Genomic DNA, 21991 nt, shown 5'->3' with positions numbered 1-21991 from the left:
GTCCACCCGGCCGAACTCCGTCAGCCGGCCGCGTACGTCTGCGTCACCCGCCGATCCACGTCAGCCGACGGCGTACGCACGAGTGATCGTCTGGGTCACCCCCGCGCCCGACGAGTCGGACACCGTCGCCCGCAGCGACACGAACCCGGCCTGGCCCGGGTTCGGCAGCACGGCCGTCCACCGCGTGCCATCGCGTACGACCGGCACCTGCCGCCAGCCGGTGCCGGTGGACATCTCCAGCCGCATCGACGTGACCGACGCCTTCGCGGCGCCGGGATTGCGCTCCACCCACAGCGGCACGCGAGTGCTGCTGCCGGGTTTGGCGCGGTTGTGGTCGTCCAGCCCTTCGGGCGCGTACCGGACCGCCATGAGCGGCAGCGGCTGCTCCTTCGCCGTGGTCTTCGACCGGAACCGCCACACCGACTCCGTGCCGGTGGTGAGCGTCGAGTACGGGACCTCGCGCCGCACGGACGCCGTCAGCGTGTAGTCGGCGGCCCCGGCGGGCAGGTCGGACTGGAGCCCGCACCCCTTCTGGTCGTTGAGCCGGCAGTTCGCGAACGCGCCCGTGGCGAGGAGACTGCCGTTCCTGGCGAGCGTGACGGTGCCGGTGGCGGCGCTGTCCATACCCGTACGATCCGGGCCTCCAGCGGCGAGCATCCCCACCCCGGAGAAGGTCAGCCGATCCCCGGTGCGGCTGCCGCCGGACAGCAGGAACGACGGTCCGGTCACCGCCGCGTTCCACACCTCACTGCTCTCGCCCGGTTGTGCGACCTTGCCGCCGTCGAAGGAGCGCGAGGTGCCGACCTCGATCCCGCTCTCGTACGTCAGGCCGGGGGTCCGGTAGTAGACCACCGTGCCGGGCAGCGCGATCTCGCCGATCGGTGACATCAGCGACCGGCCGGGACGATCGGAGAACTTGAGCCCGGTGAGCGGCACGCCCGTGGCCGCCACTCCCGAGGCCCGGTAGGTCACGGTGACCTTCGCGAGGTCGCGCTGCCTGATCTCGTAGGTGAGGTCGTCGGGGATGCCGTCGGTATGCCGGTCGTGAACGTCATAGACGAAGGGGCTGGGCGAGAGGTCCTTGCTGACCCACGTCGTGCCCAGCGTGTACGTCAGGCCGGGGTTGCGGCTCGGGATGGCGTGAACAGCGCTGACGTCGTCGCCGCCGAACACCCACGAACTCCAGGCGCCATGCTCCAGCCCCAGGGAGTAACCGGGCTTGAGCTGGGCGTCCGGGTCGTCGAGCGTGACCTTGGCCGCCCGGCCCTGGCGGGCGTCCACCGTAAGCCGGCGGTCACCGTCCACCTTGATCGGCAAGTCGGCCAGCGTTTGCACGTAGGCGCCGTCGACGACCTCCGACAGGAAGGCATACAGGTTCCACTCGCCCTTCGGCAGCTTGATCGTGGCCACGCCGTGGCGGAAGGCCGGCGTGCGGACCTCGCTGGTCTCGGCGTCGTAGACTTCCGCGAACATCGGGGCGGTCGGCTCCCCCTGCTTGCCGAGCAGGTCGATGGTGACGTCGTACGACTCCGGCTCGACGTACGCGCCGGCCGGCGTGCGGACGACCGTGTCACCCGACGTGGCGATGATCACACCCGGGTAGTCGCCGGGGGCCTTGCCGGTGGCATCGATGGCGAGCGTGACCGTGGCCTCGCCCTTGGCCGGCACCGTGACCTGGGCGGCCGACGGCTTGAGAACCTCGCTCTGCGTGGTCAGGTCCAGGGTGATCGGCGTGTCGGACGCGTTGGCGTAGGTGATGGTTCTGGTGGCCGTCCGGGCGTCATCATCCCACGGGAAGGCCGCCCACAGCTCGCCCGTGGCGGTGACCTGCTGCTTCAGCCCGCGTACGAGGTCGATGAGGCCGGTGCCCTGCTGGTAGGGGGTCGCGCCGTCGGCGGGCTCGGCGCTGCCGACGAGGGCGGCCTTGAGCCGCGCGCCCGTCCAGTCCGGGTGGCGCTGCGCCACGATGGCCGCCGCGCCCACGACGTGCGGCGTGGCCATCGAGGTGCCGTTCATGCTCTGGTGGCCTCCGCCCGGTGCGGCGGCCACGATGGCGACGCCCGGAGCGGTCACGTCCGGCTTGATCGCGTGGTCGCCGATGCGCGGCCCGACGCTGGAGAAGCGGGCGAGGACGCCCTGCTTGTCCACCGCGCCCACGGTGAGCGCCGCCTCGGCGCTGCCGGGAGTGCTCACCGCGCCGCTGGGGCCGCTGTTGCCCGCCGCCACGACGAACAGCGTTCCGGTACGCTCCGACAGCGTGTTCACCGCCTGCTCCAGCGGGTCGAGCTCCGGTCCGTCGACGTCGCCGAAGCTCATGTTGACGACCTTGGCCCTGACCTCCGTGGCGGCCCACTCCATGCCGGCGAGGATGGCAGAGTCCGTCGGGCCCGCCGCGCCGCCCACCTTGCCGATCGCGAGGTTGGCCTCCGGCGCCACGCCCCGGTAGGTCTCGCCCCGGCCCGCGACGGTCGAGGCGACATGGGTGCCGTGACCGATGGGGTCGCTGATGTCGGGCTCGTCGCTGAAGTTCCGCGCGTGGAGCACCGCGTCCTTCAGGTCCGGGTGGTCGACGTCGTAACCGGAGTCCAGCACCGCGACGGTGACGCCCTTGCCGGTGAAACCCTGCTGCCAGGCTTGCGGCGCGCCGATCTGCTTCACGCTCTCGTTCAGCGAGTACGACCTGCGGCCGTCCAGCCAGAGCTTGGTTCCGCCCGCGAGAGTTCGTACGGACGTCAGGTTCCGCCAGGTCGCGGCGGCCTCCGCCTTCGGCAGGCGGGTGGCGCTCATGCCGAGGGCAGACAGGTTCCGGGTCGCCCGCAGGCCGGTGGAACCCTGGGAGATGACGGGGATGTCGGACCTGTCGGCGTCGCCGTAGCCCCATTCGAGGAGCTGGGTGACGTCGAACAGGCGCCGGTCGAGTGCGCCCCCGGCGATCAGAGGCGCGGCGTCGGACGGGATCACGTACAGGTGGCCGTCGCGTACCTGGCTGGCGAAGCTCACCTGCCTGCCGGGTCCCGGCTCGATGCGGTGATGCCCACCGGTGACCAGCACGCGGTCACCGGTGATCAGGGTGACGCCGTTCTCCTGGGCGGACCGTTCGGCTGTCGCCGTGGCCGGCGTGGCGACGACCGCTCCCGTCAGGAGGGCGGCGATGAGCACCGTTGTTAACTTCATATCAATACTTGTCCGCCAAGGGGGGATGCCTTACATGCACGTGCCGGTCCCCGGTGGCGGCCTTGGCCTGTGCCATCGCGCTCTCGATCCCGTCGATCACGTAGGTCACCAGCGGATAGCTCGCCACGGGCGGGCCGGGTGGCCGATGGCTGGCCACCCATCCAGTGCGGCCGCTCGAGGGTCCCGACGACACTGTCCGGCAGGCGGTCTTCCCTGCGGTGCCGGGCGGGGAGAAGGCTCTGCGCCAGCCGGCCAAGGAGTTGATGCCACCGAGAAGATCATCGCCGAGCGGGGTGCGCTCCCAGCTGCGCGGCTCCTCTTCGCACTGTTACGGAGGATGCTGGCTCCGCTGCTGGGCGCGCTCGTCCTCAAGTGCGACAACACCGCCTGCCGGCCAGTGATGGACGCCATCGACCTGCTGGCCCGCTACGCGAGCGTCTCCAGCGACGAGCGGCTGTCCCCGGCCATGACCATCGCGCAGAAGGCGCCCCACGGCATGGTGGCGGCCACCGGCAGCGTGCGCGGTGCCTGGCCGGTGACGTCGGGCAGCGTGTGCGCGACGAACTGTGCCAGCAGCGACAGGCCGCGCGTAGTCGTCGTCGATCAGGCGCACCAGTCCCTGGACCATCAGATCCTGTGTGCCCATGTCGGCCAGCCGTGCCGCCGCGCGCCGGATCACCTCCGCCTCGCCGAAGAGCCAGGCGTACCCGGCCGCAGTGCGCAGCATGGACACGGCACGCACCGGATCCGCAGCTGCACACCGTTCCAACAGGAGACGGGCGGCCGACCGGCCCTCTCCCCGCTCGAACTCCACCGCCGCTCGTATCTCGGTCAGCGTGGCGAGGGACACCGGATCGTCCAGCAGGCCCTGGGCCTGGCCGACGTGGCCGGCGGCGTGGTCGGCATGGCCGGACGAGAGCGCCAGGGCCGCCGCCCGGCCCAGCCGGGCAGCCCGGTCGCGCGGTCGTGGGGTGAAGAGCGCGGCCTGTTCCCACAGCCCGGCGGCGGCGAAGGCGGTCCGGCCGCGAGCACGTTCGGCGGCGCGCGTCAACTCCACGGCGAGGTCCTCGTCAGGTGAGGTCGTCGCCGTCCGCGCTGTTTCACCTGGAGGACGGCGATGCCGGCACGTGGTACGTGATGGCCGTGCCGTACTTGTCAACGACGGCAGCCCCCGGACCCCGACGCGATGGCGCTCATGCGTGCGCAGACCAACAAACAGCCAGGCAGCACGAATTACCGGATTGTCAGGGGGCAAGCCCATCGTGATCGACGCCGCCGACATCGAAAGGAAGCTCCTCCCCGGAGGCCCGTCCCGCCATGTTCGAGCCTGGAACCGCCAAGACGCGGCCCCCTTTTTGGGGCTCATCGCGCCGACCCGTTGAAGGCGACGCGCCGATGAGGGCCGGTTCTGCACCACTCGACGGGACGTCACTCCGCGGGACGTGACCCAGATGCCTGAGGCCTGCCGCCTGAAATCGGTGTTCGCGTTCATGGGGGAAGCCCCTGATTCGCCTCGTCGCGTCGAGCGATGGATCGCATCGTTCTACGTCGTGGCCGTTCCCCTACGGCTGGTCTCCGGGCTTGTCGACGACCTTGGCTGTCATCCGTGCGCTCCACACCAGAGGAGTGCCCGCCTTGACCGTGCGTGTCGCGCCGCCAGGCGGGTTGAAGGTGCGATCGGCGACGCTCTCGCCATATGTCCCCAAGAACCGGTAGTCCTGCGCACTCACAATGATCTCCAAGCGCTCCCAGGCTCCCGCATAGTGGAACGCGACCCCGTGGCGGCCTGCCGCGTCGATCGCGTCCTGCTTGACCGAAACCCCCTCGATCATGGGCAGCGCCCGGAACAACGCGGCCCGCACGTCGGCGACCAGCGGCTGCTCACCCAGCAACCGGGAGATCGTCCGGAAGATCCGCTCCTGCCTGGTCGCGTCGGCGTCGTCGAACTCCGTCACGGGGGTCGCATCGACGCTCGCCCCGATCCTGGCGATCATTTCCTCGGGGGTGACCGGCGCCTTGTCCAGGTCGGCGGCCGTGATGCCGGGGCCGTACTCCTCGATGACGAGCTTGCCCCGTCCGTCGTCCAACGCGATCTGCTTGCCGTCCAAGCTGTGCCACGTCTCAAGAGTTATGCGCTTGTCGCGATCCACCTCGGGCTCCGGCTCCTTGCGGAGCGGAGCGATCGTCTGCTTCACGTACAGCCAGCGGCCCGGCGACGGCGTGGTCTCGTAGGGGTCGGTCTCGGCACTCCTGGCCGCCTTGTCGCCAAGCTCCTGAACGCTGGCGACCGGGGTGGTGGCAGGTTGTTCATCGCCGCGTACCGCGAGGACGCCCGCGCTGACGGCCAGCGCGACCGACGCGGCCAGCGCCAGACGCCAGGCCAGGTGCGGCCTGCGCCGCCTCGGCAGGGGCATCGGTGGCGTGGGGACCGGCTCACGGATGGCCTGCAGCAATCGGGTGCGCGCCGCCTCCTTCGCCTCGCCGGTGATCGCCGGGGTGGCATCGAGGAACCGTCCGAACTCATCCATCATGCATCCTCTCTCGTGTGATGGCCGGTGCCGAGGGCGGCCCGCGCCTGTTTACGGGCCCGGTGCAGGCGCGAGCGCACGGTCCCGATCGGGATGTCGAGCGCCTGCGCCACCTCGTCGTAGGCCAGTTCTCCCAACGCCACCAGCAGCAGCACGTCGCGATCACCGCTGGCCAGACCCGTCAGCGCCCCCGCTAGCCGGCGGTCCTCGGCCTGCGCGGCCACACGCCCGATCACCGCGTCGGCCATCGACTCAGGCGGCGGCTCCGCACCGGTACGCGCCAGCGCCCGCAGGAACCGCTCCTCGTCGCGTCGCTGCCTGGCGATGAGGTTGGTCGCGATGCCGTACAGCCACGGTCTGGCCAGCGGCTGCGCGAGATCGTAGGAGGCGCGGGAGCGGAAGGCGGTCAGGAACGTCTCCGCTGCGATGTCGTCGGCGGCCTGCACGCCCAGCCGCCGCGCGACATAGCGGTGGATCTGCTCGACATAGCGGTCGAACACGCCGGCGAACTGCTCCGGGTCGTCGATTGACCGGCGGATGAGCTCGGCGTCGTCCGCCTCGACCATCTCCTCCGGTGGGGTTCGTGTCATGCCTGCTGTTTCCCGATGGGCCGAATCGAGTTCTCGACGGCCATGAGCGCGGTGCGTGAACCCGTCCGGGACCTGCGGGCAACAACAGGCCAGACGACCTTCCCGCGCCCGAGAGGCTCACGATGACCTTACGCAATGTGCTCATGGCCGCCCTGCTGGCGGGAGCGGCCACTACCACCCCCGCTGCCACCTCCACGCCCTCATCGGCCGCGCCCGTCGGCACCGGCACGTCGAGCAGTGTCACATTGATCACCGGTGACCGGGTGATGGTCACCGGCAACGGCTTCCGCGTCGTTCCGGGGCCTGGCCGGCAGGTCGACTTCACCAGCCAGATGCGTCAAGGGCATCTGTACGTGATTCCGTCCGACGCCCGGACGTTGGTGGCCGGAGGCGTGCTCGACCGGCGGTTGTTCGACGTCACCCAGCTGCTGGCCTGGCGCTATGACGATGCCGGCAGATCCGACATCCCTCTGATCGCCCAGTCGGCGCGGGTGCCCGCGGCCGCCCGCCAGGCCCGGCGGCTCGCCGGCGCCGGCATGACCACGCTGCGCGTGCCGAAGGAGAGCGCGGGCCGGACATGGAAGGACCTGACCAGCGGCGGTGCCCACGCCCTGGGCGCGGCGAGCACGAAACTCTGGTTGGACGGCCGCCGCTCCTTCGACCTCGATCAGAGCGTCAAGCAGATCGGAGCGACCATGGCCTGGGAGCTCGGCCTCACCGGCAAGGGCGTCACCGTGGCCGTACTCGATTCCGGCTACGACCCCGACCACCCAGATCTGAAGGGAGCGGTGGCCTACGAACGCAACTTCAGCCAAGACTCTGACATCCGCGACACCCTCGGCCATGGCACCCACGTTGCCTCGACCGTCGCCGGAGCAGGGGAAAAATACCGGGGCGTGGCGCCCGACGCCAAGCTGGCCATCGGCAAGGTCGGCGGCGCCGACGGCATCGCTGACTCCGCCGTCCTGGCGGGCATGGAATGGGCCGCCCTCGAGGTCAAGGCCAAGATCGTCAACATGAGTATCGGCGGGCCTGACACGCTGGAGCTCGACCCTTTGGAAGAGGCCGTCAATTCCCTGTCGGCGCGGACGGGCACGCTGTTCGTCATCTCCGCCGGCAACAACGGCCGGCCCGGCACAATATCGAGCCCCGGCAGCGCCGACGCCGCTCTCACCGTCGGCGCGGTCGACAGGTCGGACCGGATCGCCGACTTCTCCAGCGGGGGACCGCGGCAGGGCGATCACGCGATCAAGCCGGACATCACCGCGCCGGGCGTGGACATCGTCGCCGCGGCACCCGGCGGCGCCTACCAGACGCTCCGCGGCACTTCGATGGCCGCGCCGCATGTAGCCGGAGCCGCCGCGATCCTGGCCCAGAAGCACCCCGGATGGAGCGGCCGGCAGCTCAAGGCGGCGCTCGTCGGCAGTGCCGCGCCCTCGGCCGGTGCGACGCCGTACCAGCAGGGCAGTGGCCGGGTGGACGTGGCCCGCGCCGTCGACCAGCAGATCGTGGCCCTGCCGGGCGATCTGTGGGCCGCCTTCTCCTGGAACGACCAGGGCGAGCGGGTGGCCACCAGGACCCTCACCTACGCCAACACCGCAGACACCCCGGCCACTGTCGACTTGACCGCCGAGGGGGAGACACTGAAGCTGTCCACCCAGCGGCTGGAGGTGCCCGCGAACGGCGAGGCGTCGCTCACCCTCACCATCGATGCCCGCCAGAAAACGCCGGGCGACTACCCCGGCGTGGTCACCGCCAGGTCCGGTCAGAGCGTGATCCGCACGCCGGCCGGCGCGTACGTCGAGCCGGAGTCGTACAACCTCACCGTGACCGTCGTCGGCAGGGACGGCAACCCCGCCCATCCGTACGTCGAGCTGTACGACCCGAAGACTGGCGCCGTCCACGAACTCGCCTTCCAGAACGGCATGGGCAAGGCCCGCCTGCCCGTGGGCGAGTGGAATCTGTACGCCGACTTCAGCGAGCGGGCGTACGGCAAGACTGTCGCGCACACTGCGGTACGCATCGCCGATCGCGACCAGCAGGTGGTCGTGGACGCACGCAAGGGAAAGCCGGTACGGGTCACGCTGGACGATCCGAGCGCGGCCCCCGAACGCGGCCACTCGCTGAACCTGGCACACGGCGCATGGGGCATCGCGCAATCCTCAGGGGAGGACCCCAACACCAGGCTTTTCATCGTCCCCGCACGCCAGGAGGGCCTGCAATACCTCCTCAGGACCATCTGGTCCAGCAAGGACGCCGTGCCGAGCCCGTACATGTACGACCTCGCCGACCACCGCACCGGCGGCCTGCCCGGAGATCCCACTTACACCGCCAGGCGGAAGGACCTCGCCGAGGTGAGCGCGACCTTCCGCGCGTCCGCCACGCCGGCCTCCGGCGTGCCTCTCAGCGGACCGCGCTTCCGCGCCGACTGGCCGGTGTTCCTGGCCGCGCCGCCCCAGAACATGGACCTGCCTGGCAAGCTCACCTACTACCGCACGCCCGGCCTGATCTGGGAGAGCGTGCTCGAACTCGGCACCTCCACACTCGCTGACAGAGGCCAGACCATGAAGCCCGGACAGCACACCCGGCAGACATGGAACGCCGCGGTGACCGGTCCGGCAACCGCCGGGATCCGCGGCAGCCGCACCGGGGACACGCTCACCTTCTCCACCGTGGGGCTGTTCACTGACCCCGTCCCTGGCAGGGTCGGAGCGGACAGAGCGGGCACCGGCACCGCCACCCTCAGCCGGAACGGGCACGTGCTCGCCGAGGCACCCCTCGCCGGCTGCGAGCTCGACCAGTGGGAAAGCTGCCGTCTCCGAGCCGCGCTGCCAGCGGAGTCGAGCGTCTACACGTTGCGGGCGTCCATGCGCAGGCAAGTGCCCCACTCCGCGCTGTCCACGGCGGTGGAAAGCGTGTGGACCTTCCGGTCGGCGCGTACAGAGACGGAGCGGCCGCTGCCGCTGATGGCGGTGCGCTACGCGCCCAGCGGACTCGACGACCTCAACCGCGCCAGGCTTGGCTCACTGACCGAACTGCCCATCAAGGTCGAGGGCGCTCCCTCCATGCTCAAGCTGGAGCTCTCCTCCGACGACGGCACGAGCTGGCGTACCATCCCCGCCCAGCGCACCGCCACGGGATGGATCGCCACGATACCGAACCCGCGCACGCCCGGATTCGCCTCGCTGAGAGCTACTGTCAACGGCGCGTCCGGCACCACCCTGACCCAGACGATCATCCGAGCCTACGCCGTCGGCCCGAGCTGATCTCGTAGGCCAGGCTCGTCCCGCACCACGACCCCTACCTGGAACATACTGGGGCACCTGCCAGCGGATAGCCCTCGGCCTGAGCTGATCGAGAGCCCGGTTTCAGGCAGGTGATCGGCGCGCAGGATCACGGAGCGTGATGCGAAGATTCGGGTCGTGTTTGTCGTCGGCGTGTCGCTCCGTTGGGTGTCAGGAGGGGCGGCTGGCGCGGCCGACGTCGGCGGAAGTCGAGCATGACGAGGTGGATGGCGGTGTGCCTGCTGGCGCATAGTGGCAAGCCTCTGGTCGGCGGCGGTGCGGCTCGCTTCGATCGCGACGACCTCGCCGAGCCAGCCGTGCTCCTTGGCTTCTGCCAGGCGGTCCTGGAGGTTGGTCCGGATGCTCTGCAGGCGGGGCATTTCAGCTGGTCTGGTCGCAGTTGCGGGCAACGGATGGCAGGCTTATGCTGCAGCCTCCTCCGGCAGGATCCAGGCCGGCGTCACCGCATCGTGGACATCCGCAACAACCTGCTCGCCCGCATCGCCGAGGCCGAACGGGAGAACTGGCTTGGCGAAGTCGAAGGACTCAAGGTCGGCCTCGCCAGAGCGGAACAGAAACTCGCCCAGTTCGACCAGCGCGCCCGCCGCGCCGTCACCGTGAACCTCGGCATCCCGACATTCCGCGACGTCGCTGGTCGCACCGTCAGCGCCAACCCGAACAAGATCATCGACTAGCCCAGAGATATATCAACACGTTGGTGCTGCAGGACGTCCTGGCCGACCCGCAATGGGCCACGCTGCTGGGGCCCGCCGACCGGCGCGGCCTGACCCCGCTGTTCTGGCAGCACGTCCAACCCTACGGCGAGGTACGGCTGAATGTGGCCAGGCGCCTGCCGCTCGGCGGCGCTGCACAAGCTCCGCAGGCGGGCAACCCGGCTTAGCTTCATGATCGTGGTAGAGCTTGGTGCGCGCCGCGGCGGCGGCCGGCCCCGGTCCGGCGGAGACGGGGAAGGCGGTGGCGGCGTGACCGAGATCAGCGCCACTCCGGGCGAGCCGCAGCCCACTGTGGGTCCTCATTCGAAGCGGCGAGCGCGCAGGCGATCTGGCGAAGCAGGTGGCGAGTTCTCATCCGATGTGGCGAAGATGATCAGGCGAGAACGGTTTCGCACTGCGATACCTGGCGTGATGCAAGGGCCGCTACCAGCGGGTGCGCGAAGCGGCCATGATGATCGCCGACGAACGCCGCCCCAGCCGAAGGAGTCCCCGGCCATGACCGACATCTTCACTGTGTCTATCGACGAGGTTCAAGACTTGACCCTCCGCGGAAGAGTTCACCTCATCAATCCCGACGTCCCGTTCGTCTCGCAGGAGGTCGGCTTTCCTCTGGCCTTGCTGGTGGACGCCTGGTTCCATCTGGCGAACGGGTACCTGCGCAACGAAAGCGGCCCCGGAGGACGGGGAGACCGGTGCCCCTTCTCTGTTGAGCGGGGCAAGGAAATCGTCACTCGCATGCGGCTGAAGGATGAGTTCCAAGTGCTTTACAGGCTCATACATGGGGGGAAGGTGTGGGTCACTGAGTCCGGCTACCTCCTGGCGGATGACGGCAAAACCGAACTCAGGCCAAGGCGCATGGCAAAAGACGTGTACAACCTCGGCAGAGACCCGGGACCCAGGGGGATCTCCCCTCGCTTCGTCATGACCGAGTCCAACCCTGCGGAGTTCTACCGACGAGCCGCCGCCGTCGTGACCTCCTATCACGTCAGTCCCATCCACAATGTGCCGGACTGGAGTGAGGTCTTGGCATTCAACGATACGGATGCGTCATGGGAACCGGGAGAGCGCGAGGAGTTCGTGGGGCTGGAAGGCCCGGCCGATCTGTCCGAGTACCGGGTGCGGCTGCTGGTGCGTACTCGCCCATTCAGCGAGTATCCGTACGTGGACATCACGGTGGCAGTGAGCGATGCAGGCTACTTGGAGCACATGGCCGGCGGGATGCGATGGTCGACGACTCACACCGGATACGGATATTGAAAGCCGTGGCGCCGGCGGCGCGAGGTGCGGCAGTGGGGGCGATCGATTGTATGCCGCAAGTCAGGCGGAGACGCTGGTCGTTTCGTTCTCCCGAAATCCATCACTTCACATGAGAAAGCAAGACCAGTGGCCATCCCGGACACGACTGGCAAACCACAGGTCAACGATGACAGCCCTCGACGGATCAATAGAGAAGCAACACCCGCCCATCCGTCGTCCTGGCGGACCGGGCACCGCTCGCGCCGCCTGACGAGAGCGGGTCGGTCTCGGGGCCGAGGGTGAGCGTCGCCCATCGCACGCTTCTGCTGCCGGTGTGGCCCTCAACATCCGCCTCCCGGGGGCACTTGTCACCGGCAGAACCAACCCCATGGCGCACCTGGCTCCTGTGCCGAGATCACTGGCGCAGTGCGTATTCGTGCGCCGACCCGACCGGCCCTGCGGCGGGTGTACTTCCCGAGGCCCGCAATCCGGCGGGTCGTTTCACTGGAATATATGTTCGGGTCGCGAAGATTGAGACGTGCCGCTGCGTTCGCCGCCGCCCTGTGCGTGGCCGGAATCGGTGCCGCGCTCGCCTTGCCGGCGCAGGCCGCCCCCGTGTACAAGGAGCTCGAATACCGGGGCAACGCCTCCAAGCTGGTCCTGACCGCGGACGCGAACTTCAACGGCTCCTTCGTCCTCCTGAAGGCCGACACCAACAGCACGCTCGGCCAGTGGGAGCAGACTGCGACCGTCTCCTCGGGCGGCGGGCAGCCCGCCTTCATCTACAAGCTGCGGGCCAGCGTGGAGACAGGCTCTCCGCTGTGCCTGACCCCCACGAGCACCGTGGATGTGGTCGTGGCCGCATGCAACAACACAGCCAGCGCGCTGTCGCTGTTCGGGCCGATCGGCGTGCACTTCTGGGCCAAGCTCACCGCCTGAGCCATCGAGGTGACCGGGCGCAGTCCCTGGCCTCTTCCTCCAGGTCAAAGAGAGATGATCTTGTCAGCCACGTAAGGCAAGTAGGGCCCGCCGGATGCGATCATTGCGTGGATGAGCGACTGCACCTTCTGCAAGATCGTGGCCGGTCTCTTGCCGTCCCATCGGGTCCTCGAGGATGAGCACACGCTTGCGTTCTTGAACATCAGACCCGCGTCTCCGGGACACACGTTGGTGATTCCGCGCATGCATGCGCGCGACGTGTGGGAGATCTCCAAGACCTCTCACGGCGAGGTCGCCGACATGGTGCATCGGGTCGCCGCTGTGCTGAAGACAACCCTTGCCCCTGAGGGCGTGAACGTGAAGCACAATACAGGCGAGGCCGCCGGCCAAGACGTCTTCCACTACCACGTGCATGTGGTCCCGCGCTGGCGCGGGGACGACCTGCGTCTGACGTGGAGTTCCCCGCTTGCCCCGGCCCACGAACTGGAGCAGGTCTTGGAGCGGGTCACCGCAGGTCGCTGAGGGCCATCCCAAGCCCTGGCTGGACGCCTTGAGCAGTGGTGCCCTCGGGCCGGGAGACCCAGGGTTTCAGGCGCTTCCCAGGCCGTCAGATGCCGCTCGGGGGCGGTTTCCCTGCGCGCACTGGTCGATCAGTTCGGCGAGGGGCACGAACATGATCGACCGTTGGCCGCTCCTGCTCGTATCTCGGCTCGACCCCTCCGGGGCCGGGCCGCCGGTCTTGTCTATGCTCAAGCCCATGGCTTTGGAATGGGAACAGATCATCGTCGACTCCGCCGACCCTGTCGCTCTCGGGCGCTGGTGGGCCGAGGCTCTCGGCTGGGTTGTGGTCGACGAATCGGAGGAGATCATCGAGATCCGGCCTGAGCCGGACCGGATGCCGGGGCTGCTGTTCGTGCCTGTCGCCGAGGGCAAGACGTCGAAGAACCGGCTCCACCCCGACTTCCGCCCCGACGACCAGGAGGCCGAGGTCGCCCGGCTGCTCTCCCTCGGTGCCCGGCGCGTCGACACCGTGCAGGACGAGCAGCACTGGGTGACCCTCCTCGACCCGGAGGGCAACGAGTTCTGCGTCCTGGGCGAGCGGAAGAGCTGAGCGGAAGAGCTGAGCGGAAGAGCTGAGCGGAAGCACTGGCGGAAGCGCTGAGCGGAGGCCGGCAGCGGCGAGCCGCGCGAACATACCGAGGACATACCACGTGTCACTACCGTCGCCTCTCGTCCAGACACCCTGATTCGGGAGAAGACGGTAGTGAGATATCTGCGCAAGACAGCCTTCATCGCGGGTGCCGGGCTGGCCCTGTCGCTGCTCGGCTCGGTTCCCGCCTCGGCCGACAACTGGGACTCCTCGGCACCGACGGACGCCGTCAACGTGACGACGCGGCTGCAGGCCAACACCGACCTCGGAACGCTGCAACTGCGTAAGGGCAAGCTGGGCTCCAACTGGTACATCTGGGCCCGGATCAGCAAGCCCACCAGCACCGCCAACAAGAGCTACAAGCTCTTCTTCATCGTGGGCAGCAGCCCTGTGAGCGTCGACATCAACGGCACCAGCTACACCAAGGGCTACAAGCTGATCTCCGGCAAGACCTACAAGGGCTGCCTGAAGAAGGACACCGGCATGCCGGGCGGCAGCTACTACAAGTGCATCAGCTTCACACAATGATCTAGGAGGGGCGTGTGACCGGGCGCGTGCGGGCACCAGCGGCCACCGGATGCGCCACAGGCACACGTCAGTGTCGTTCCAGTCGCCGCGCGTTATGGCCTGTCCTGCCGCCTGTCGTGCCGCATCGCCGGTCACGGCCGGCGCCGCGGTGGGCAGGGTTTCGTCGGGTAAGGCCCTCGCCGAGCTCACCGCGATGCAGTGCGGGGTCGCGCAGGACCTGGTGGGCAGACTCCACGCCGAACACGGCCGCCGTCAGCGCATCCAGGACCTCGCCGAGGGCCAGGCTCCAGGCATGGCCGGCACCGGCCGCGGTGGCGATGACCCATCGAGCTGTCTCCGCCCGCTCGGCCGCGTCGCCGGTGGTGAGCACGGCGGCCAGGTGCTCGGCCGGGGCGCGCAGGACAGCGGCCCGGGGGACAGTACGGCGAGGATCCGCTCGGCGTGTACGGCCTGCCCGGCGTTCAGGGCGAGTCTGGCCAGCACGTCGATCCGTCGTTGCGCGGCGAGCCGGACCGGTTCGCCAGCGGCCAGGACCTGCCACGGGCCGAGGAATCTGATCTCCAGCGCCACGCGAAGCGTCTCTCCACGTTGCCGATCACGGGGGACACTGGCTCTCCCGGCCGGTGCGGAGGTACGTTCCAGTCGCCATGCGCTGCCCGCGTGAAGGGCCGAGAGCACTCCTGCAGCTGGGCGTTAGTTGTGCAGGGGTGCCTTCCCGCAAGCAGGAACCGTACGGTGTACGATTCGCTGTTTGCCTAGGGTAGATCAGATGCCCCCCGCTTTTCGTCGTTACGTCGCCGCCGACGGCTTCAGCCAGTTCGGCACCCAGGTCACGCGCGTGGCCCTCCCTCTGGTCGCGCTGCTGGTGCTCGACGCGGGCCCGCTCGAGCTCGGCCTGCTCGGCGCCGCCGAGATGATCGGTTTCCTCCTTTTCGGGCTGCCCGCCGGCGTGTGGGTGGACCGGTTGCGCAGGAAGCCCATCCTGGTGACGGCCGACGTGCTGCGCGCGGTGTCCCTGGCGGCCATCCCGATCGCCGCGCTGTTCGACGCGCTCACGCTGGCGCAGCTCTACGCGGTCGCCGTGATCGTCAGCATCGGCACGGCCTTCTTCGACGTCGCCCACCTGAGCTTCCTGCCCTCCATCGTGACCAAGGAGCAGCTGCCCAAGGGCATCGGGACCCTGGAGTCCGTGCGCAGCCTTGCCGGGCTCTTCGGCCCGGGGCTCGGCGGCTGGCTCGTGCAGGCGCTCACGGCGCCCATCGCCATCGTGGTCGACGCGGTCAGCTACATGATCTCCGCCACCCTGCTGGCGACCGTCAAGGCCGAGGAGACCCCCTCCGGGGCGCGCGTGAGCCTGATGGAGGGCCTGCGCTACGTGCTCGGCCACCCCATCCTGCGCCTGATCGGCCTCGTCGGCGCCATGAACATGTTCATCAGCGGCATCTGGGCCATTGTCCGGCCGTTGTACCTGGTCGACGAGCTGGGCGTGAGCGCGGCGGGCTACGGCCTGATGATCTCGGGCGCGGGGGCCGGCGGCCTGCTCGGCGCGCTTCTCGCGTCACGCGTGATCGCCCGCTTCGGTCACGGCCCCACGATGTTCGGCGCAGCCGTCCTCATGCTGCCGCTCTTCGTGCTCGTCGCCTTCACGGGACCCGGCTGGCGGCTCGCCCTGTACCCGATCGGCATGGCGCTCATCTCCCTGGTCGCGGTCATGCACAACGTCGCCCAGGGCAGTTACCGCCAGGCGATCTGCCCAGAAGCCCTGCGCGGCAGGATGAACGCCAGCCTCCGCTTCCTCATGTGGGGTTCGCTGCCGCTCGGCGGTGTCGTCGGCGGGTTGCTGGGCGAGGCCGTTACCGTTCACCAGCTCCTGTGGATCACCTGCCTCGGCACCGCGGCGGCCAACCTACCCTTCGTGCTGGCTCCCGCCGTACGAAAGCTCAAGATCACGGACGACGGCGGCGGTGTGGACGCCGACGCCAAGGAGGACAGCCGCGCGTAGGTCGTCGGGGTGTCGACGTTGCGCCTGACCGAGTCGATGTCGTCGAGGCACAGCTCCTTGGCGCCGCCCGCCAGATGCCTGGCCCTCGACTCGCCGCCGAAACGCGGCGTGAACGGCGTGCCGGCGTAGAAGGTCGTGCCCACGTCGAGCCACCTCGTCGACCTGTTCCACGGCGGACGGTGCGACCACCGCCAGCAAGATCGGGTAGCGGCGCTGCGGCTAGCGGCGCTCCAAAGCCTGGTTGGTCGAGCGGCGGCCCACCGAGGCCAGGAAGCGGCGCCGCGCTGCGGGGGCCGTCACTTGTGCGGCGTTTACTTCCCCCAACCGGCCCCCGTGTGCCCCAGAGTGGCGGCCTGCCGTGGCTCCGGGAGTTCTGGGCCCTCCACTGGAGGCTGAAGCTGTACCTGGTGTGCACTCCGTCGGGGATGCCGATCCTTTGGGCGCTCGCCGATCCGAAGCTCGGCGAGCGTGAGGTTTTGGCCGAGGGCGCGGTGACCGGCCGCGATGGCGGGGCCGCTCCCTGCCGGGGGCACCGGGCCCGCACCTCGTGTGCCGGCGCATGGCAAGGTGGACGATCATGAATGTGAATGTGCGTGCAGCCGTGCTCGACGCCGGGCGGGCTCTTGGCGTGCCCGAGCCGGTGACCGAGACGTTCGTCCGTCTCCTGCGCCCCTGCCTCTACCTCTGCCCGTACGACGAGCTGCCGGAAGAACTGCGGAAGGACGCTCGTCCGGCCGCCCGGGCCGTGGGCTACCCTCATCTGCCCGAGGACGTGGAGGTGCCCGCGTACGTGCCGCATGTGGTGACCATCGACTGCGCCGCCCTGCCCGCCGGCGTCCTCGACATCGACTTTCCCACCGACGGACATCTGGTCATCCTCGCCGAGATCACGGACCAGGATGAAGGCTTCATCATCCATCTGCCGGCGGGCACCGAGACCATCGAGCGCCGCTCGCAGTCGAAGCACCACGAGGCGTTCCCGCTCTACGCGGTGCCCGGCATGACGAGGCCCGCCTTTCTCCGCTGGTCCCATGTCGCGGAGGCAGCCGACTACGCCGAGGAGGACACCGAGCGGGCCCGTCTCGTGGCCAAGCTGGTCGATGAGATGGGCGAGATACCCGGCATCCGATGGAGGTATGACATCCAGCTCGGCGGCTACTCCCGCGCCTGGCACAACCCAGTGGAGCAGCGCGGGAAGGTGCTGTTCGCCTCCATCCCGGAGAGCGAGACCTTCGGGGACGGTTGCATCACCCTCATCTCGGGCACGCGGGGACAGATCGCGGAGCGCCGCTACGACGAGCTCGACTTCGACGTCGAGTCCTGACGTTCCGCTGCCCTCGCCGGTCCTTTCCTTCCGACTTGAACTCTGGCCTGCACGGCCCCGGCCAGAGCGGTTTGTCTGGAGTGGTGGATGGGGGTTTCAGACAATCCTTTCGGCCTGAACACTGAGCTTCGGCCACGCCGTTCGCGCCCTTTTCGGGGGTGGAGGCGGTCGTGGGATGGACAGGTCGTGCCCGGGGGGCCGCGCTCTCGCGGACCCGGAGCCGGCCCTGCATCTACAGGAGTGATCAGATGACCAAGATGATCGTCAGGTTGGCGGCGGTCGGGTTACTGGCCGCGGCCGGACTCGCCGTCACCGCCGGCCCGGCCGCCGCCGGCGACCAGTTCTGGCCCAAGGGCAGTGGGGTGGCCCCGATGGGCAACGAGCTCTGGCCCAGGGGCACCGGCGTCGCGCCGATGGGCAACGAGATCTGGCCCAAGGGCAGCGGCGTCGCGCCGATGGGCGACGAGTACTGGCCCAGGGGCAGTGGGGTCGCGCCGATGGGCGACGAGTACTGGCCCAAGACCAGCGGGTAGGTCCAGGCCGGATGGTTCGGACCCGGTGACGAGAGCGGGCTCTCGTCACCGGGTGGGGCGTGCCGCCTATGAGCAGTGCGGCCGCGCAGCGGGCGCATCTCGAACCCGGGGAGGAATCTGAATCCGGTCTTGAGCGGAGATCGTCGGTCGGAGATCGTTGGTTGAAGGCCGTCTCCGGCGTCCAGACACCTTGGCCCGGTTCCGGTGATCATGACGCTTGCTTCGGCGCCCCGCACCGCTCCCGGACGTACTCCTCCGAGCCCCGCGGGACTTCTCTGGTGGCCCAGGGCCTTGGATCGCACAATGTCCGTCATGACCAGGTTTGCTGAGTGGGATCGCTTCGCCGGAACGATCAAACGGCGCTCAGCAGACGACAAGCGGCGGCAAGTGCTCTGACACGCTCCGAGTTCGACGCGCTTCCCAGGCGACATCGCCACCAACCGGCGTGAGGAACTGGAGATGAGCGTGTTGCGCTTACGGATCCTGCAGGCGGCGATCGTGTACCTGTTGACTGAACTAACGAGGGCGTTTGTCCAGTTCAGAAGACAGGCACTGCTGGGGACGTCCATGGCCCCCGGCTCCTGATCGAAAGGGACGATTCCGAACGGGATCTCGCAGCGTTGCTCGTGCCGCGGGTGGGTGCGTTGGCCGAGGCGGGCGATGTGCGGAAGCCCTACCGACCGGTTGATCCGGCTGGGGAGGTAGTTGGGCCGCTCGCGGTGTACCTGAGCGATCTGCAGGCAATGGGACGGCCGGCGACGACCGCAGCGCTCGTACGGGATGGACCTGCTGCGCTGGTTCCGGTTCCTTCTCTGCACTTGTCAAGATCGCACTGGATGGGTGAGCTGCTCAGGACTGCCAGCCTGGCGCCGTGGATGCCGGCGCGTCACCAGCGGTCTCGCCCCGACCGATCATGCGGTTGGATACCGGGATGGAATTGACGAAGGTTTTCACTCCGGAACAGTTCGAGCAGGCTCTGGAGTCGTGGCATTGGGTCGGGCTGGAGGGCAAGGTACCGGTGCTCGCCTCCCTGTTCGGGGACGTGATCTTCCGGGCGGCGGACGGCTTCTGGTGGCTTGATGCGATGGAGGGCAGCCTCACTCGGTCCTGGGAGGATGCCGATGCGGTGCAGGCGGAACTGAACACCGTTGATGGCCAGGAGCGATATCTGCTGGCGAGCCTCGCGCTGGCGGCCGCGCAGCGAGGACTGAGTCCGGGGGCCGGACAGGTGTATGACTTCACGCGCCCACCGGTCCTCGGGGGCGAGGTTAGCGCGGACAACCTGGGAGTGATCGACTTCGTGGTTGGGCTGAACATCGCCGGTCAGATCCACGAACAAGTCCGCGACCTGCCGCCTGGCTCCTCCATCAGCACGATCACGATGAGCTGAGCTCGTCGCAGCGATGATCACGTCTGGAGGCAAGGCTGGTCGCGGCCAGGCGGAAAGCGAGCGTGCTGACGGCGCCGGCGTGGGGCTGTGGTTGATGATGGCGCTTGCGGCTTGCGGCTCGTCCTGGTCCCAGCCGGTCACCTGGTGGCCGGGCAGGTCCTGCACGGCGGCCGCAGCCGCCCTGGGCGCCGCGCACGTTGCGGGCAGGATCGTGCCGAAGAAACCAAGCCCGTCCACACTGATCACGCCGTCAAGGCCCTGCAGGCCCTTCGCCGTCCTCGCTCAACCCGCTTCGCAGGCCGGGGACGTCGCGGTCGCCTCCCGCTGAGCCTCCGTGAAGGCCGGTGCGGCTGATGGTGAACCTGACTCGTGACGCCGCCCGTACCTCCCAGGAGCAAGCAATTCGGCCTCACCGATGAGGCAGACGAAAGGGCCGGCCATGAAGAAGCGCACCCTCGCTGTTCCCGGTCTGGCGGTCGCCACGGCCATGATCGCCACCTCTGTCACCCCCGTCGCCGCGTCGTCGAGCACCCCCGTCTACCTGGCCGCCTCCCTCACGGGCGCGAACGAGGTTACCGCCCCCGGCACGAAGGTCGGCGACCAGGACGGGAGCGCGCTGGCCGTGTTCCGCGTCCACGGGCAGCGGGTGGACTACGCGGTGCGATGGCAGAACGTGAAGGCGCCCAGCGGGTTCCACATCCACCGGGGCACGGCGGGTGAGAACGGCGAGGTCAAGATCCCGTTCTTCGCCACGGCGTTGCCCGCCCAGCTGCACGCCGTCAAGGGCACGGTCGTCGTCAAGGACCGCGCCCTGCTCGGCCGCATACTCAACGCTCCGCAGAACTGGTACGCCAACCTGCACAACGCCGAGTTCGGCGGCGGCGCCGTACGCGCTCAGCTGCACCGCGTCCGGCCGGTGTCCATGGAGTCGGTGCTGGCCCACGGCTTCGGCCGCACGCTCACCGCGCGGGCCGACGGGCGGCAGGAGATCCCGGCCCCCGGCACGAAGGCCGGCGACGGCAACGGGCGCGCCGCCTGGCTGGTGCAGCCGGAGGGCCGGCTGGTGTGGTTCGCCGCCGCCTGGAAGAGGATCAGTGCCCCGACGGCCGCGCACATCCACCGCGCGCCGAAGGGCAGGAACGGACCCGTCGTGGTGCCGTTCTTCGAGGCCAAGGGCGGCCTGCCGGCCAGTGTCAACGGGCTGGCGGGCAGCGCTCCGACATCGGCCGCCGTCTCCCGCCGCATCCGGAACAACCCCGGGAACTGGTACGCCAACCTGCACAACGCCAAGTTCCCGGGAGGCGCGGTACGCGGCCAGCTGTACCGGGGCGACTGGTGAGACCGTTCGCACTTGTCGTGGCACTCTTGGACCAGGCTCAGGCCCCGATCGATCGAGCACTCTGCCAGGGCGTTCCTGACCATCCACCCTGTTCAAAGGTGGATGGTCAGGCCGACGCTGGGGCGAATCTAGACTTAGATCATTGAACCCCTCGATGACGACTGGTAAGCGGCGCATGGAGTCGTCGCAGTGATCACTTTCATCGTCTTCGCGATCGCCGCGATCTGCGGGCTGATCGCCGTGCTGAGCCTGGTGCTGATCGGCCGGGCCGTCGCACGCCCAACGGTTACCTCGGCGCCTTCGGGCCCGTCATGACCATGACGGAATGTGCGCGAGGAAGGTAACACCATGACCGGATCGGGTCCGCACGAAGCACTGGCGGGAGCCTTCGAACAGCAGCGCGAGCGCCTGGTGGCGGTCGCCCACCGGATGCTCGGGTCGCGGGCGGACGCCGAGGACGCGGTGCAGGAGGCGTGGATCCGGCTGGCGCGGCAGGACGCGGCCGCGATCGACAACCTGGCCGGCTGGCTGACCACCGTGGTCGGCCGGGTCTGCATCGACGTGCTGCGCTCGCGCACGACCCGGGCCAGGCTGTCGTACGAAGACCGGCTGCCCGAGCTGGTGGTGACCGTGGACGGCGGGCCGGCACCCGAGGAGGACGCGATGCTCGCCGAATCGGTCGGGCTGGCACTGCTGGTGGTGCTCGACACCCTCACGCCCACCGAACGGCTGGCGTTCGTCCTGCATGACATGTTCGCGGTGCCCTTCGCCGAGATCGGCGAGATCATCGGCCGGTCCGCCGACGCGACCAAGATGCTCGCCAGCCGGGCCCGCCGCAAGGTGCAGGGCACACCGCCGCCGGAGCAGGAGCCGCGGCGGCAGCGCGCCGTGGTCGACGCATTTCTCGCCGCGGCGCGCAACGGGGACTTCGAAGGGCTCGTACGGCTGCTCGATCCGCAGGTGACCTGGCGCACGTACCACCCGCAGGGCGTGCTGACCACGGTCGGGGCGGCCGAGGTGGCCGGTCCGATCCTGCGCGGCATCCGGTCGATGACCTCGGCGCTGGCGGTCCTGGTCAACGGCGAGCCCGGGTTCGTGGTCTGGGGTGCGAAAGGCAAGGTGCTCGGCGTGGTGGGATGCACCGTGGTCGACGGCCGGATCGTCGAGCTCCTGACCGTGAGCGACCGCAAGCTCCTCGACACCATGGGGCTGCCCGCGCGACCCGAGTAGCGCACGCCTG

Annotated in this window: 21 protein-coding genes; 16 read left to right on the top strand and 5 right to left on the bottom strand. The window is 69.1% G+C overall.

From position 1 onward, the window contains the following. Window positions 1–60: 60 nt before the first annotated feature. Complete coding sequence (locus ACBJ32_RS47785) at window positions 61–3174, bottom strand: S8 family serine peptidase (RefSeq protein WP_375132543.1); 3114 nt, start codon at window positions 3172–3174, stop codon at window positions 61–63. 1 nt (window position 3175) lies between these two features. Next, on the bottom strand, window positions 3176–3331 hold the full coding sequence (locus tag ACBJ32_RS47780) for a hypothetical protein (RefSeq protein ID WP_375132542.1): 156 nt from the start codon (window positions 3329–3331) through the stop codon (window positions 3176–3178). Window positions 3332–3511: 180 nt separating this feature from the next. Here ACBJ32_RS47780 and ACBJ32_RS47775 point away from each other — a divergent pair, with 180 nt between their 5' ends. Continuing rightward, window positions 3512–4252: a hypothetical protein gene (locus tag ACBJ32_RS47775; RefSeq protein WP_375132541.1), complete on the top strand. Its 741-nt coding sequence runs from the start codon at window positions 3512–3514 to the stop codon at window positions 4250–4252. Window positions 4253–4736: 484 nt separating this feature from the next. Here the strand turns inward: ACBJ32_RS47775 and ACBJ32_RS47770 are convergent, their stop codons facing one another. Continuing rightward, on the bottom strand, window positions 4737–5705 hold the full coding sequence (locus ACBJ32_RS47770) for a CU044_5270 family protein (RefSeq protein ID WP_375132540.1): 969 nt from the start codon (window positions 5703–5705) through the stop codon (window positions 4737–4739). Next, window positions 5702–6292, bottom strand: coding sequence for an RNA polymerase sigma factor (locus ACBJ32_RS47765; RefSeq protein ID WP_375132539.1), 591 nt, complete (start codon window positions 6290–6292; stop codon window positions 5702–5704). The genes ACBJ32_RS47770 and ACBJ32_RS47765 overlap by 4 nt, the downstream gene beginning before the upstream one ends. Before the next feature lie 122 nt (window positions 6293–6414). Here ACBJ32_RS47765 and ACBJ32_RS47760 point away from each other — a divergent pair, with 122 nt between their 5' ends. From ACBJ32_RS47760 to ACBJ32_RS47725, 8 genes are all read left to right on the top strand, one after another. Next, complete coding sequence (locus ACBJ32_RS47760; RefSeq protein WP_375132538.1) at window positions 6415–9558, top strand: S8 family serine peptidase; 3144 nt, start codon at window positions 6415–6417, stop codon at window positions 9556–9558. Window positions 9559–9791: 233 nt separating this feature from the next. Beyond that, complete coding sequence (locus ACBJ32_RS47755; RefSeq protein ID WP_375132537.1) at window positions 9792–10271, top strand: hypothetical protein; 480 nt, start codon at window positions 9792–9794, stop codon at window positions 10269–10271. A 23-nt stretch (window positions 10272–10294) separates the two neighbouring features. Next, a complete protein-coding gene (locus ACBJ32_RS47750; protein ID WP_375132536.1) occupies window positions 10295–10477 on the top strand; it encodes a hypothetical protein in 183 nt (60 codons plus the stop codon). 328 nt (window positions 10478–10805) lie between these two features. Further along, complete coding sequence (locus ACBJ32_RS47745; protein WP_375132535.1) at window positions 10806–11567, top strand: hypothetical protein; 762 nt, start codon at window positions 10806–10808, stop codon at window positions 11565–11567. A gap of 510 nt (window positions 11568–12077) precedes the next feature. Beyond that, entirely contained in the window at window positions 12078–12485 is a 408-nt protein-coding gene (locus ACBJ32_RS47740) for a hypothetical protein (RefSeq protein WP_375132534.1), read from the top strand. A 111-nt stretch (window positions 12486–12596) separates the two neighbouring features. Next, window positions 12597–13007: an HIT family protein gene (locus ACBJ32_RS47735; protein WP_375132533.1), complete on the top strand. Its 411-nt coding sequence runs from the start codon at window positions 12597–12599 to the stop codon at window positions 13005–13007. A gap of 235 nt (window positions 13008–13242) precedes the next feature. Further along, window positions 13243–13596 (top strand): VOC family protein, encoded by a 354-nt coding sequence (locus tag ACBJ32_RS47730; RefSeq protein ID WP_206060996.1) that lies wholly within the window; start codon window positions 13243–13245, stop codon window positions 13594–13596. A gap of 153 nt (window positions 13597–13749) precedes the next feature. Further along, complete coding sequence (locus ACBJ32_RS47725) at window positions 13750–14163, top strand: hypothetical protein (RefSeq protein WP_357888005.1); 414 nt, start codon at window positions 13750–13752, stop codon at window positions 14161–14163. A gap of 67 nt (window positions 14164–14230) precedes the next feature. Here ACBJ32_RS47725 and ACBJ32_RS47720 read toward each other — a convergent pair whose 3' ends face one another. Further along, on the bottom strand, window positions 14231–14533 hold the full coding sequence (locus ACBJ32_RS47720; protein ID WP_375132532.1) for a hypothetical protein: 303 nt from the start codon (window positions 14531–14533) through the stop codon (window positions 14231–14233). Between the two features lie 399 nt (window positions 14534–14932). Between ACBJ32_RS47720 and ACBJ32_RS47715 the strand changes: the two genes are divergently transcribed. From ACBJ32_RS47715 to ACBJ32_RS47685, 7 genes are all read left to right on the top strand, one after another. Then, the gene (locus ACBJ32_RS47715) at window positions 14933–16165 is read left to right on the top strand and encodes an MFS transporter (RefSeq protein WP_375132531.1); all 1233 of its coding nucleotides are present in this window, start codon (window positions 14933–14935) and stop codon (window positions 16163–16165) included. Between the two features lie 577 nt (window positions 16166–16742). Beyond that, complete coding sequence (locus tag ACBJ32_RS47710; RefSeq protein WP_375132530.1) at window positions 16743–17489, top strand: hypothetical protein; 747 nt, start codon at window positions 16743–16745, stop codon at window positions 17487–17489. A gap of 248 nt (window positions 17490–17737) precedes the next feature. Then, window positions 17738–18022: a hypothetical protein gene (locus ACBJ32_RS47705; protein WP_375132529.1), complete on the top strand. Its 285-nt coding sequence runs from the start codon at window positions 17738–17740 to the stop codon at window positions 18020–18022. A gap of 931 nt (window positions 18023–18953) precedes the next feature. Next, the gene (locus tag ACBJ32_RS47700; protein ID WP_375132528.1) at window positions 18954–19412 is read left to right on the top strand and encodes a hypothetical protein; all 459 of its coding nucleotides are present in this window, start codon (window positions 18954–18956) and stop codon (window positions 19410–19412) included. Between the two features lie 439 nt (window positions 19413–19851). Further along, a complete protein-coding gene (locus tag ACBJ32_RS47695) occupies window positions 19852–20751 on the top strand; it encodes a CHRD domain-containing protein (RefSeq protein ID WP_375132527.1) in 900 nt (299 codons plus the stop codon). A gap of 189 nt (window positions 20752–20940) precedes the next feature. Further along, on the top strand, window positions 20941–21066 hold the full coding sequence (locus ACBJ32_RS47690) for a hypothetical protein (protein ID WP_375132526.1): 126 nt from the start codon (window positions 20941–20943) through the stop codon (window positions 21064–21066). Window positions 21067–21099: 33 nt separating this feature from the next. Further along, complete coding sequence (locus tag ACBJ32_RS47685; protein ID WP_375132525.1) at window positions 21100–21981, top strand: sigma-70 family RNA polymerase sigma factor; 882 nt, start codon at window positions 21100–21102, stop codon at window positions 21979–21981. Window positions 21982–21991: the final 10 nt, after the last annotated feature.

Origin of the sequence: Nonomuraea sp. GTA35 (genome assembly GCF_041950525.1) — a bacterium.
Taxonomy (GTDB): Bacteria; Actinomycetota; Actinomycetes; order Streptosporangiales; family Streptosporangiaceae; genus Nonomuraea.
This window is presented reverse-complemented; position numbering and strand designations above follow the sequence as displayed.

Coding starts and splice junctions, on each gene's coding strand:
- ACBJ32_RS47710 (WP_375132530.1), top strand. CDS start 16,743: ATGAATGTGAATGTGCGTGCAGCCGTGCTCGACGCCGGGCGGGCTCTT.
- ACBJ32_RS47715 (WP_375132531.1), top strand. CDS start 14,933: ATGCCCCCCGCTTTTCGTCGTTACGTCGCCGCCGACGGCTTCAGCCAG.
- ACBJ32_RS47730 (WP_206060996.1), top strand. CDS start 13,243: ATGGCTTTGGAATGGGAACAGATCATCGTCGACTCCGCCGACCCTGTC.
- ACBJ32_RS47735 (WP_375132533.1), top strand. CDS start 12,597: ATGAGCGACTGCACCTTCTGCAAGATCGTGGCCGGTCTCTTGCCGTCC.
- ACBJ32_RS47770 (WP_375132540.1), bottom strand. CDS start 5,705: ATGATGGATGAGTTCGGACGGTTCCTCGATGCCACCCCGGCGATCACC.
- ACBJ32_RS47775 (WP_375132541.1), top strand. CDS start 3,512: ATGCTGGCTCCGCTGCTGGGCGCGCTCGTCCTCAAGTGCGACAACACC.
- ACBJ32_RS47760 (WP_375132538.1), top strand. CDS start 6,415: ATGACCTTACGCAATGTGCTCATGGCCGCCCTGCTGGCGGGAGCGGCC.
- ACBJ32_RS47785 (WP_375132543.1), bottom strand. CDS start 3,174: ATGAAGTTAACAACGGTGCTCATCGCCGCCCTCCTGACGGGAGCGGTC.
- ACBJ32_RS47685 (WP_375132525.1), top strand. CDS start 21,100: ATGACCGGATCGGGTCCGCACGAAGCACTGGCGGGAGCCTTCGAACAG.
- ACBJ32_RS47705 (WP_375132529.1), top strand. CDS start 17,738: ATGACCAAGATGATCGTCAGGTTGGCGGCGGTCGGGTTACTGGCCGCG.
- ACBJ32_RS47755 (WP_375132537.1), top strand. CDS start 9,792: ATGACGAGGTGGATGGCGGTGTGCCTGCTGGCGCATAGTGGCAAGCCT.
- ACBJ32_RS47700 (WP_375132528.1), top strand. CDS start 18,954: ATGGAATTGACGAAGGTTTTCACTCCGGAACAGTTCGAGCAGGCTCTG.
- ACBJ32_RS47745 (WP_375132535.1), top strand. CDS start 10,806: ATGACCGACATCTTCACTGTGTCTATCGACGAGGTTCAAGACTTGACC.
- ACBJ32_RS47765 (WP_375132539.1), bottom strand. CDS start 6,292: ATGACACGAACCCCACCGGAGGAGATGGTCGAGGCGGACGACGCCGAG.
- ACBJ32_RS47695 (WP_375132527.1), top strand. CDS start 19,852: ATGAAGAAGCGCACCCTCGCTGTTCCCGGTCTGGCGGTCGCCACGGCC.